Below are 11,388 nucleotides of genomic sequence, written 5' to 3' on the forward strand. Positions count from 1 at the left end.
GCCGGTGCCGGCGCCGCGGCCGCTACCGGCGCGGGAGCTGCCTTCTTCGCCGGCGGGGCCTTCACCGGCGCCGCGGCCTTGGCGGGGGTGGCCGCCTTTGCCGGAGCCGCAGCCTTGGCGGGAGCGGGGGCCTTGTCCGGAGCCTCAGCCTTGGCCGGAGCCTTCACCGCAGGCGCAGCCTTCGTCACCGCAGGCGCAGCCTTCGTCACCGCAGGCGCAGCCTTCGTCGCGGCCGGCGCGGCCTTCGTCGCGGCCGGCGCGGCCTTCTTGGCCGGCGCGGCCTTCTTCGCCGCCGGGGCAGCCTTCTTCACCGGAGCCGTCTTGGCGGGCGCAGCCGTCTTGGCCGCCGGGGCAGCCTTCTTGACCGGAGCCGTCTTGGCGGGCGCAGCCTTCTTGGCCGGAGCCTTCTTGGCCGACGCAGCCCGCTTCGCCGCCGACGCAGCCCGCTTCGCCGCAGGCGCAGCCTTCTTCGCCGCAGGCGCAGCCTTCTTCGCCGGGGCCGTCTTGGCCGGTCCAGCCTTCTTCGCCGCTGGCGCAGCCTTCTTCGCCGGGGCCGTCTTGGCCGGTCCAGCCTTCTTCGCCGCTGGCGCAGCCTTCTTCGCCGGAGCTGCCTTCTTCGGCGGCACGGAAACCTTCTTCGCCGTCGGAGCCGCGTTGGCGGTGCGAGTGGCTCCGCGGGTCAACGCTCGTCCGGCCCCTTCCACCGCGTTCCGCACGCGGGAAAGTCGCCCTCCGTTGCTCACCACCATCGCGGACCCTTCGTCCGTCACCAGGCCGTGCGTACGATCCGTAGCCAGCCAATCACCGTGCGTTGGCTGGCGGGTTCGTCACGGTGCGGGCCCACCGTACCCACCCTGGGGGCCGGAGGTCCGGCACCCCGCCCGAAGATCAACTCGCGTCGCGCAGCCGGTCCAGGATCAGGCCTAGAGCGCGACCGGATCACCGGTCACCGCGACCACCTTGTTCCGGCTGGTCGGGTCGCTGACCAGCCGAATCTCGCGGCGGGGCACCCCGAAGGCCGCGGCGAGGGCTCGCAGCGCCGCCTCGGTGGCCTTCCCGTCGACCGCCCGCTCACTGACCTGGACCACCAGCGCCTCCGCGTGGACGCCGCCGACTCGGGCGCGCGTGGACCCCGGACGCACCCGGATCGCCACCCGCAACTCGGTCACGGCCGTCAAACCTAGACCGGCGGTAGGCTCAGGGCGCTGCACAGGCGTCGATGGGGACAGCGCCGCCCGTACGCAGCCGATGAGCGATCCGGGGACGGTGCGAGCCCGGTCGGCGTGCGCGGGCGTGAGATCACCCCGGAGTTGTCGGAGGAAACGTCGGGTCTGCCCGGCGCGTAGACCCGACCGAGCAGGGACAAGAGTGGGTCGCGACCTGAGAACGGCCGCGGCCAAGGAGGGTGGTACCGCGGGCTCCCTGTTCCCAAGGGGCTCGTCCCTCCGGCGTCGCACCGTCAACGTCCGGAGGCACCATGTACCGCCCCGTCCCGCCCCAGATCGACCTACCCGCCATGGAACGCGAGGTCCTCGCGTTCTGGGCGGACGAGAAGATCTTCGAGCGGTCGCTGGCCGCCTCCGCCGACGGGCCGCCCTGGGTGTTCTACGAGGGCCCGCCGACCGCGAACGGCATGCCCGGCACGCACCACGTCGAGGCCCGCGTCTTCAAGGACGTCTTCCCGCGCTTCAAGACCATGAAGGGCTACTCGGTCCCGCGCAAGGCGGGCTGGGACTGCCACGGCCTGCCGGTCGAGCTGGCGGTGGAGAAGGAACTCGGCTTCACTGGCAAGGGCGACATCGAGGCCTACGGGGTCGCGGAGTTCAACGCCAAGTGCCGCGAGTCGGTGCACCGCCACGTCGACGCCTTCGCCGAGATGACCGAGCGGATGGGCTACTGGATCGACTTGTCCACCGCCTACTGGACGATGGACAAGTCCTACGTCGAGAGCGTCTGGTGGTCGCTGGCCAAGATCTTCGACGACGGCCGCCTGGTCCAGGACCACCGCGTCGCGCCGTACTGCCCGCGCTGCGGCACCGGGCTCTCCGACCACGAACTCGCGCAGGGCTACGAGACCGTCGTCGACCCGTCGGTCTACGTCCGCCTCCCGCTCACCTCGGGCCCGCACGCCGGCGCTGCCGACCTGCTGGTCTGGACGACCACCCCGTGGACCCTGGTCTCCAACACCGCGGTCGCCGCCCGCGCCGACGTCACCTACGTGCTGGCCCGTCCCGCGGACGGCAGCACACCGGTGGTGGTCGCCGAGCCCCTGGTGGAGTACGCGCTCGGCGAGGGCGCGCAGGTCCTGGAGAGCTTCACCGGCACCGACATGGAGCACTGGCACTACCGGCGCCCGTTCGAGCTGGTCGCCTTCCCCGACGGGGCCGACACCCACTTCGTCGTCCTGGACGACTACGTCACGACCGAGGACGGCACCGGCCTGGTTCACCAGGCGCCCGCCTTCGGCGCGGACGACCTGCGGGTCTGCCGCACCTACGGGCTGCCGGTGGTCAACCCGATCACCTCCGACGGCCACTTCCGCGAGGACGTCCCGCTCGTCGGCGGGGTCTTCTTCAAGAAGGCCGACGAAGCGCTGGTCGCCGACCTGCAGGCCCGCGGGATCCTGTTCAAGCACATCGCCTACGAGCACAGCTATCCGCACTGCTGGCGCTGCCACACCGCGCTCATCTACTACGCGCAGCCGTCCTGGTACATCCGCACCACCGAGGTGAAGGACGCCCTGCTCCGGGAGAACGCGCGCACGAACTGGTACCCGGACACCATCAAGGACGGCCGGTACGGGGACTGGCTGAACAACAACATCGACTGGGCGCTCTCGCGCAACCGGTACTGGGGCACGCCGCTGCCGATCTGGCGCTGCGGCGAAGGCCACCACGTCGCCGCGGCGTCCCTGGCGCACCTCGGCGAACTGGCCGGCCGCGACGTCTCCGACGTCGACCCGCACCGGCCCTACATCGACGAGGTCACCCTCCCCTGCCCGACCTGTGGGGACGAAGCCCGACGGGTCCCGGAGGTGATCGACGCCTGGTACGACTCGGGCGCGATGCCGTTCGCGCAGTGGGGCTACCCGCACGCCGGGCACGCGGAATTCGAGAAGGCCTACCCCGCGCAGTTCATCTGCGAGGCGATCGACCAGACCCGCGGCTGGTTCTACACGCTGATGGCGATCGGGACGCTGACCTTCGACCGGTCCTCGTACGAGAACGTGCTCTGTCTCGGGCACATCCTGGCCGAGGACGGCCGCAAGATGTCCAAGCACCTGGGCAACATCCTCGAGCCGATGCCACTGATGGATCAGCACGGCGCCGACGCGCTGCGCTGGTTCATGGCCTGCTCCGGCTCGCCGTGGTCGGCCCGCCGCGTGGGCCACAACGTGCTGCAGGAAATCGTGCGCAAGTCCCTGCTGACCTACTGGAACACCGTCGCGTTCCAGTCGCTCTACGCGCGCACGGCCGGCTTCGAGCCCGGGGCCACCCCCGCGCCGCCGCTCGCCGAGCGGCCGGCCCTGGACCGGTGGGCGATCTCGGAGGCGCACCGGCTCGCCCAGGGCGTGGACGCGGCGCTGGAGGGCTTCGACACCCAGAAGGCCGGCCGTCTGCTCGCCGCTTACGTCGACGACCTCTCGAACTGGTACGTGCGCCGCTCCCGGCGCCGGTTCTGGCAGGGCGATCCGGCCGCCCTGGCGACCCTGCACGAGTGTCTGTACGTCGTCACCCTTTTGATGGCACCGATCACGCCTTTCGTCACTGAGCGTGTCTGGCAGGACCTCTTCAGAACCACCAGCCCCGACCTTCCCGACTCGGTTCACCTAGCGCGTTGGCCGGTGATCGATGGCTCGCTCATGGACGACGACCTCGCCACCCAAATGGCCCTGTCCCGCCGGCTGGTCGAGCTCGGCCGCGCCGCCCGGGCCGACAGCGGAGTGAAGACCCGTCAGCCGCTGTCCCGAGCCCTGGTCGGGGCGCACGGCTGGACCGCGCTGTCGGAGGACCTCCGGGCCCAGATCGCCGAGGAGTTGAACGTCACCCGGTTGGAGTCCCTGGCCGAGGCCGGCGGGGACCTCGTGGACTACTCGGCCAAGGCGAACTTCCGCGCCCTCGGCAAGCGCTTCGGCAAGGGCACCCAGCCGGTGGCGGCCGCCATCGCCGCGGCCGACCCGGTCGCCCTGGCCGCCGACCTGCGGGCCGGGCGTCCGGCCACCATCGCCGTCAACGGCGAGGAACTCACCGTCGACGCCGATGAGGTGATCATCACCGAGACTCCCCGCGAAGGCTGGTCGGTGGCCCGCGAGGGCGAGACGGTCGCCCTGGACCTGACGATCACCCCCGAGCTGCGCCGGGCCGGCCTGGCCCGCGAGGCGGTCCGGGTAATCCAGGAGGCCCGCAAGAGCTCGGGCCTGGAGGTGGCCGACCGGATCACGCTGGAGTGGCACGCCGTCGACGCCGAGGCCGTCGCGGCCCTGCGCGAGCACGCCGACCTGGTCGCCGCCGAGGTCCTCGCCACCTCCGTCGCCGAGGTCTCCGAGGCCCCGTCAGGTGACGGGGCGGCAGCCACCGACGCCGAGCTGGGCCTGAGCTTCCGCATCACCAAGGCCTGACGCCGCTGCACCCCCGAAAGCGCACTCCGGCACCCAAAAGCTGCGTCAGCGGGTGCCATGGTGCGCTTTCGGGGGTGATCGGCACGCTGGGGGCACAACGCGAAGGAGCCCGGCCCCTGGTGGGCCGGGCTCCTTCGACGTCGACTATCGAGGAACGAGGGTGATCAGCTCTCGTCCTCGTCGATCAGGAAGCCACGCATCGGCTGGCGCGGCGTGGTGGCCGCGGGCCGGGCAGCGGTGGAACGAGGCCCGTTGGAGAGGTTCTCCCCTTCGGCGCTGTTCTCCAGCTGACGCAGCTGGCCCTCCAGGAAGGACTTGAGCCGGCTGCGGTACTCGCGCTCGAACTGACGGAGCTGGTCGAGCTGGGTCTCCAGCGCGGTGCGCTGGGTCTCCAGGACTCCGATGATCGAGCGGTGCTTGTCCTGCGCGTCGCGCTCCAGGGCGTCGGCCTTGGAACGGGCTTCGCGCTCGATCGCCTCGGCGCGCTGACGCGCGTCGCCGACGATCTTGTTGGCCTCGGTGCGGGCTTCAGCGATCGCCTGGTCGGCGGTCTGTTGAGCCAGCGCCAGGACGCGGGCAGCGCCGTCGGAGGAGCTGATCGGCTGCTCGACAACCACCGGAGCGGGCACCGGCGGGGCCGGAGCGGGCTTCGGGGGCTCGGGCGCGGGCTCCTTGACTACGACGGGCTGCGGCGCGGTCGTGGAAGCGGCCGGCGCGGTAGAAGCGGCCCGGGTGGCGGCGGCGAGCTTGGCTCGCAGCTCGTCGTTCTCCCGGATGAGCCGGCGGAGCTCGGTCTCGACCTCGTCGAGGAAGGCGTCAACCTCATCCTCGTCGTAGCCCTCGCGCAGGCGGACGGTCGTGAACTGCTTGTTCCGCACGTCCTCGGGGGTCAGCGGCATCCTGTCACCTCAGAGTGATCGTCGACGTTCGGGTAAGACCGTACCGCGTCACAGGGAACTCGCCACCTGGAGCCCGATGGTGACGATGACAAATAACACAAGGAAGGATAGGTCAAGTGACACCCCTCCTAGGCGCAACGGTGGAATGAACCGCCTTAAGAACTTCAGTGGCGGATCGGTGATGGAGTAAACCACCTCCAGAACAACTACCACTGCCCCCTTCGGTTCGTACGACCTGGCGAAGAGGAAGACGTACTCCATCACCAGTCGCGCGATCAGAAGAAGCAGAAAGCCCATCAAGATGAACCAGATGACCTGCGCGACCGGACTCACCGCAGGTCACCGCCCTCTCGAAGGTATACACAGAGTAACGGAGAGCGACCCTACCGGAACGACTCTCAGCTTTGGTTGAAGAAGCCGCCCTGAGCGATTCGCGCCTTGTCCTCTGCACTCACATCGACGTTCGCCGGCGAGAGCAAGAACACTTTTTGAGTCACTCGTTCGATGGCCCCATGGCATCCGAACACGAGGCCCGCGGCAAAGTCCACGAGACGCTTCGCGTCGACGTCATCCATCTCCGTGAGATTCATGATGACGGGCACGCCCTCGCGAAACTCCTCGCCGATCTGACGGGCCTCGTTGTAAGTACGCGGGTGCAACGTGATGATCCGGTACGCGTCCGCCACTACAGGGACCGGAGCCGGAGTGTGGATGGCGGCAGCGGGGGCCGGAATGCGGCGCTGCGGAATGGGCGACCCGGTCTCGATGGGCTGGCGCGAGGCGGGCTGGCGCGAGGCGGGCTGGCGCGAGGCGGGCTGGGGGCGTTCGTAGCGGCTCTCCTCCTCGACGTGGTCGTCGTAATACCCGTCGCGCTCGTCATCCTCGACCAGGCCGAGATAGACGCCCATCTTGCGCATCGCGCCGGCCATTGCAGCCTGCCTTCCGGAGCTGTCTGCACAGTCCACTCGAGAAGAAGATTCCCCTTGCCAGGAAAGCTAGCGGGCCACAGGCCGGTTACCGAGCAACCCGGACCCGACACGCACATGTGTCGCGCCCGCACCTACTGCCACTTCCAGATCGCCACTCATCCCGGCCGATATCCAGGTCGCCCCGGGGTGCGCCTCGCGCAGTTTCGAGGCGACCTCGGCCAGGGCCTCGAAGGCCGGTGCCGGAGGCCGGCCGAGCGGCGCGACAGCCATCACGCCGAGCAGTCGCAGGCCGTCGGCGGCGGCGATCTCGTCCGCCAGCGCCGGTACCCCCGACGGGGTAGCCCCGCCTCGGCCCTCCGCTGAACCGGGCGGACCGAGGTCCACCTGGATCAGCGCGCCCAGCTCCCGGCCGGCCTCTACCGCCCCGACCGAGAGCGCCCGGACCAGACGTGAGCGATCCACCGAATGCACCACATCGGCGTAACCGGCCACCGAGCGGGCCTTGTTGGTCTGCACCTGCCCGACGAAGTGCCAGCGGAGCCCCCCCAGACCGGCGGCAGCGGCCACCGCGGCCTTCTCGGTCGCCTCGGCGTCGCGGTTCTCCCCGAGGTCGGCCACCCCGAGTTCCACCAGATGGCGCACATCGGAGTGCAGCCAGGTCTTGGTGATGGCGATCAAGGTCACCTCGGCCGGGACACGCCCCACGGCGGCGCAGGCAGCTGCGATCCGGCCCTGCACCGCGGCCAGGTTCGCCGCCAGCTCCTGCCGCCGCGCCTCCCCCGCCCCGGGGAGGCTCATGCCTCGAGCCAGACCAGCCCGGCGAAGCGGCCGGTGGTCGCATCGCGCCGGTAGGAGAAGAAGTCGGTGTCGTCGTTGGTACAGCCGCCGGAGAGTCCGACGTCCGGGACACCCAAGGCAGTCAGCTCGGCCGCCAGGGCCGCGCGCAGGTCCACCGACGGCGTACCGGCCCGCGTACGGCCCCCGGGGGCGACCGCCCCCGGGGCGACCGCGACCACCTCGCGCTGCATCTGCTCGGGCACCTCGTAGCAGCAGCCGCCGATGGAGGGGCCGAGCCAGACCGTCAGCCGCTCCGGCCGGGCACCGCAGTCCTGCATAACGCGGATCGCCGCCGCGACGACGCCGAGCTCCACGCCCTTGCGACCTGCGTGCGCGGCCGCGACCACCCCCGCCTCGGGGTCGGCCAGCAGCACCGGCACGCAATCGGCCACCATCACGACCAGGGCCAGCCCCCGGGCGCGGGTGACCAGCGCGTCGGCGACCGGGGGCTCCTCTGGCGGCCCGTCCACCAGCGCGACGCTGCGGCCGTGCACCTGCTCCATGAAGACCAGCCGATCCGGCGCGAGCCCGACGGCCCGGGCCACCGCGGCCCGGTTCGCCCCCACCGTGCGCAGGTCATCGCCCACATGGTCGCCGAGGTTGAGCTCCGCGTAGGGCGCCATGGACTGCCCCCCGGCCCGGGTCGTGAACACCCCGCGCACTCCGGGCGGCCAGGACGGCATCAACAGCGGCAGCACCTGAACATTGTCCTCGCTGAACGGGCGGCGTGTTGTCCACGAAAGCGCACATCTGCAGGTGATTTCGGCCCAATTGACCTGCGGGACTGCACTTTCGGCGGAGGACACGCCGCGCCGGGGTGCCGGGCCGGGCCGGGGCGGAAACCCGAAAAGAGATGGCTCTACTTCATGAAGTCCGGGACATCGAGGTCGTCGAGCGAGTCCCGGGACGCGGGACGCGCGGCCTGGGCGGACACCGGGGCGGAACCCGCCTGGCGGGGTACTTCGCCGAGGGTGCCGACGCGTTCGGTCGACGGGCCCTGGACCTCACCCGGTGAGCCCTGCTCTGCGGCCTCGGCGGCCGGGGCACTCTCCCCGCGCTTGGCCGGTTCGCGGTAGTGCTGCGGCTCGCCTCCGTCGAAGCCGGCCGCGATGACCGTGACCCGGCACTCGTCGCCGAGCGCGTCGTCGATGACCGCGCCGAAGATGATGTTCGCCTCCGGGTGCGCGGCTTCGGCGACCAGCTGGGCGGCGTGGTTGATCTCGAACAGACCGAGGTCGCTGCCGCCGGAGATCGAGAGCAAGACGCCGCGGGCGCCGTCGATCGAGGCCTCCAGGAGCGGCGAGGAGATCGCCGCCTCGGCGGCCGCGACCGCGCGGTCCTCGCCGCGGGCGGAGCCGATGCCCATCAGCGCCGAGCCGGCGCCGCTCATCACCGACTTCACATCGGCAAAGTCCAGGTTGATCAGGCCCGGGGTGGTGATCAGGTCGGTGATGCCCTGGACGCCGGAGAGCAGCACCTGGTCGGCGGACTTGAAGGCGTCCAGCACCGAGACGTTGCGGTCGCTGATCGAGAGCAGCCGGTCGTTCGGGATGACGATGAGGGTGTCGACCTCTTCGCGTAGCTTCTGGATGCCGTCGTCGGCCTGCGTGCTGCGGCGGCGACCTTCGAAGTTGAACGGACGGGTGACCACACCGATGGTCAGCGCGCCGAGAGAGCGGGCGATGTTCGCCACCACGGGCGCGCCGCCGGTGCCGGTGCCGCCTCCCTCGCCTGCGGTCACGAAGACCATGTCGGCGCCGCGGAGCACCTCTTCGATCTCATCGCGGTGGTCCTCGGCGGCCTTGCGGCCGACATCGGGGTTCGCGCCGGCGCCGAGGCCGCGGGTGAGCTCACGGCCGACGTCGAGTTTGACGTCGGCGTCGCTCATCAGCAGCGCCTGGGCGTCGGTGTTGATCGCGATGAACTCGACGCCCTTGAGGCCGACCTCGATCATGCGGTTGATGGCGTTGACGCCACCGCCCCCGATGCCGACCACCTTGATCACTGCGAGGTAGTTCTGCGGAGCTGCCACGGCCGTGCCTCTCACTCGCGTCGGTGTCCCTAAGGTCGCGGGCTGCCCCTCAACTCTCTACCTCAACTAGAGGTTTAGAGTTATGTCAACCTGCGATGTTGATGAAGGTAGGGCGGCACCCCATTGCCACCTAAGACATCCGTGGCGTGTCGCGGCCGAGAAAACTGACGCCCCGTCAGAGACGCAGCTCAGCGCTTGACGGTCGGCGCTTCCGGCACGCTGACGTCAAAGGTTCGGGCGGCGCGGGTCGACTTATCGCGCAACAGGACCTCGAGGACCTTGGCCTTGAACTCCGGCTCCTCCGGCCCACCCCAGACGACCTTGCGGCCGTCGGAGAGCACGACGGTCATGTCCTGATCGGTGTCGGCCTCGACCGTCGTCACCTTCGTCCGGACCAATTCGGGGAGAGCCGCGATCATCTCGTTGACCCGGACCATCGACTCCGGCGGCAGGGAGTCCTGTTCGGTCTCGACCACGACGTAGCGCGAGCCGGTGTCCCCCGCCGTGGCGTAGGCGACGCCCTCGGCGTCGACCAGGCGCCGGCCCTTCGGGGTGTCCAGCACCGCCACCGGCGTGCGCTCGGTGACCTCGATCCGGACGGTGTTGGGGAACTTGCGGGACACGCTGACGTCGGCGACCGGCACCAGGGTGCGGATCCGGGCCTCGATCGGCCCGGTGTCGAGCAGGGCGAGCGATCCGCCGTGCGGGACGTTGGCCACCCGCTCCACCTCTTCGGCGTCGAGTCGCTTCACCCCAGCCACCTGCACCGACCGGACCGCGAGCACGTCGGAGAAGCAGACCACCCAACCGGCCGCAAGCAGGACCACCGCGACCAACGCGCCGATGCCGGCCCGGATCCACCAGGTGCGCCGGCGCGAGGCGAGGCGCTCGGCGAAGCGCGCCTCGGCCGCTGCCGCGGCGGCCGGGGTCGACGGGCGGGAGGTGAACGTACTCATGCCGGGCCCAGCAACTCCAGGACCTCGGGCCCGATCATCGTGATGTCGCCCGCGCCGAGGGTGAGAACCAGGTCCCCCACGCCGGCTCGCTCGACGAGCCGGGCCGCCACCTGGGTCCAGGACGGCTCGAACACCACGTCGCCCGCGGGCAGCGGCACGGCGGCCGCCACCGCGGCCCCACTGACACCGGGGATCGGGTCCTCGCTCGCGGCGTAGACGTCCATCACCACGACCTGGTCGGCCAGCCCGAGGGCGGTCCCGAACTCCTTGGTGAAGGCGGCCGTGCGCGAGTAGCGGTGCGGCTGGAAGGCCACCACGAGCCGGCCGCCCAGCGCGACCTCGCGGGCCGCCTTGAGCACAGCCTCCAGCTCGGTCGGGTGGTGGGCGTAGTCGTCGTAGACCCGGATGCCCTTGCTGGTGCCCTTGAGCTCGAAGCGGCGGCGCGTCCCGGTGAACCCGGAGAGGCCTTCGCGCAGCTCGAGGGCGGCATAACCCAGGCCGAGCCCAACCGAGAGGGCCGCGGTGGCATTCAGGGCGTTGTGCGCGCCCGGCACCTGCAGTTGCACGGCGCCGAGGCGGCGGCCGTTCGCGACCGCCTCGAAGCCGTACCCCCCGCCGGCGAGGACCTGCAGGCTCTCCAGGCGGACGTCGGCGTCGTCGGCCAATCCGTAGGTGCGCACGTCCACCCCGGCCCCCGCGGCGATGACGCCGAGTTTGCGGGACCCGGGGTCGTCGGCGCAGAGCACCAGGAAGCCGCCGGGTTCGATCCGCTCGCTGAAGGCGACGAAGGCGGCGTCCACGGCCTCGGCGGTGCCGTAGTGGTCGAGGTGGTCGGCCTCGACGTTGGTCACGATCGCCGCGGTCGGCGAGTACAGCAGGAACGAGCCGTCGCTCTCGTCGGCCTCGGCCACGAACACGTCACCGCTGCCGTCGTGGGCGTTGGCGCCGGACTCGTTGAGGCTGCCGCCGATCGCGAAGGACGGGTCGGCGCCGCAGTGCTGCAGGGCGACGGTCAGCATCGAGGTGGTGGTGGTCTTGCCGTGGGTGCCGGCGACCGCGACCGCGCGGCGGCCGGCCATCACCGAGGCCAGGGCGGCCGCGCGCGGCAGCACCAGGC

Annotated in this window: 11 protein-coding genes; 1 reads left to right on the top strand and 10 read right to left on the bottom strand. The window is 70.9% G+C overall.

Going from position 1 to position 11,388, the window contains the following annotated elements; translation table 11 throughout:
- Together H0X00_RS16125 and H0X00_RS16130 are read right to left on the bottom strand one after the other, a co-directional pair.
- Nucleotides 1-626 (bottom strand): hypothetical protein (locus H0X00_RS16125; protein ID WP_293772813.1); only part of this gene is annotated, 626 nt, incomplete at its 3' end.
- Between the two features lie 297 nt (nt 627-923).
- Nucleotides 924-1,169, bottom strand: a complete 246-nt coding sequence (locus H0X00_RS16130; RefSeq protein WP_293772815.1) for a DUF167 domain-containing protein — start codon at nt 1,167-1,169, stop codon at nt 924-926.
- A gap of 308 nt (nt 1,170-1,477) precedes the next feature.
- On the opposite strand from H0X00_RS16130, the gene ileS reads away from it, so the two are divergent.
- Nucleotides 1,478-4,618: an isoleucine--tRNA ligase gene (ileS, locus tag H0X00_RS16135; RefSeq protein ID WP_293772817.1), complete on the top strand. Its 3,141-nt coding sequence runs from the start codon at nt 1,478-1,480 to the stop codon at nt 4,616-4,618.
- Nucleotides 4,619-4,782: 164 nt separating this feature from the next.
- Here the strand turns inward: ileS and H0X00_RS16140 are convergent, their stop codons facing one another.
- From H0X00_RS16140 to murC, 8 genes are all read right to left on the bottom strand, one after another.
- Nucleotides 4,783-5,517, bottom strand: coding sequence for a DivIVA domain-containing protein (locus tag H0X00_RS16140; protein ID WP_293772818.1), 735 nt, complete (start codon nt 5,515-5,517; stop codon nt 4,783-4,785).
- Nucleotides 5,518-5,565: 48 nt separating this feature from the next.
- The gene (locus H0X00_RS16145) at nt 5,566-5,850 is read right to left on the bottom strand and encodes a YggT family protein (RefSeq protein ID WP_293772819.1); all 285 of its coding nucleotides are present in this window, start codon (nt 5,848-5,850) and stop codon (nt 5,566-5,568) included.
- A gap of 65 nt (nt 5,851-5,915) precedes the next feature.
- The gene (locus H0X00_RS16150; RefSeq protein ID WP_293772821.1) at nt 5,916-6,446 is read right to left on the bottom strand and encodes a cell division protein SepF; all 531 of its coding nucleotides are present in this window, start codon (nt 6,444-6,446) and stop codon (nt 5,916-5,918) included.
- 66 nt (nt 6,447-6,512) lie between these two features.
- Complete coding sequence (locus H0X00_RS16155) at nt 6,513-7,244, bottom strand: YggS family pyridoxal phosphate-dependent enzyme (RefSeq protein ID WP_293772822.1); 732 nt, start codon at nt 7,242-7,244, stop codon at nt 6,513-6,515.
- Complete coding sequence (pgeF, locus tag H0X00_RS16160; protein ID WP_367186665.1) at nt 7,241-7,966, bottom strand: peptidoglycan editing factor PgeF; 726 nt, start codon at nt 7,964-7,966, stop codon at nt 7,241-7,243. The genes H0X00_RS16155 and pgeF overlap by 4 nt, the downstream gene beginning before the upstream one ends.
- 176 nt (nt 7,967-8,142) lie before the next feature.
- Nucleotides 8,143-9,315 carry a cell division protein FtsZ gene (gene ftsZ, locus H0X00_RS16165; RefSeq protein WP_293772825.1) on the bottom strand — a complete coding sequence of 391 codons (1,173 nt, stop codon included), beginning with the start codon at nt 9,313-9,315 and terminating at the stop codon, nt 8,143-8,145.
- Nucleotides 9,316-9,503: 188 nt separating this feature from the next.
- Nucleotides 9,504-10,271 carry an FtsQ-type POTRA domain-containing protein gene (locus tag H0X00_RS16170; protein ID WP_293772826.1) on the bottom strand — a complete coding sequence of 256 codons (768 nt, stop codon included), beginning with the start codon at nt 10,269-10,271 and terminating at the stop codon, nt 9,504-9,506.
- Nucleotides 10,268-11,388: UDP-N-acetylmuramate--L-alanine ligase (gene murC / locus H0X00_RS16175; protein WP_293772828.1), on the bottom strand; the 1,121-nt coding region annotated here is incomplete at its 5' end. The genes H0X00_RS16170 and murC, both read right to left, overlap by 4 nt.

The sequence above is a fragment of the Sporichthya sp. genome, assembly GCF_013815995.1.
Classification (GTDB): domain Bacteria; phylum Actinomycetota; class Actinomycetes; order Sporichthyales; family Sporichthyaceae; genus Sporichthya.

Bases quoted from the DNA above. Each gene is read 5' to 3' on its own strand.
- H0X00_RS16140 (WP_293772818.1), bottom strand. From the start codon at position 5,517: ATGCCGCTGACCCCCGAGGACGTGCGGAACAAGCAGTTCACGACCGTC.
- H0X00_RS16170 (WP_293772826.1), bottom strand. From the start codon at position 10,271: ATGAGTACGTTCACCTCCCGCCCGTCGACCCCGGCCGCCGCGGCAGCG.
- H0X00_RS16155 (WP_293772822.1), bottom strand. From the start codon at position 7,244: ATGAGCCTCCCCGGGGCGGGGGAGGCGCGGCGGCAGGAGCTGGCGGCG.
- ileS (WP_293772817.1), top strand. From the start codon at position 1,478: ATGTACCGCCCCGTCCCGCCCCAGATCGACCTACCCGCCATGGAACGC.
- pgeF (WP_367186665.1), bottom strand. From the start codon at position 7,966: ATGCCGTCCTGGCCGCCCGGAGTGCGCGGGGTGTTCACGACCCGGGCC.
- H0X00_RS16150 (WP_293772821.1), bottom strand. From the start codon at position 6,446: ATGGCCGGCGCGATGCGCAAGATGGGCGTCTATCTCGGCCTGGTCGAG.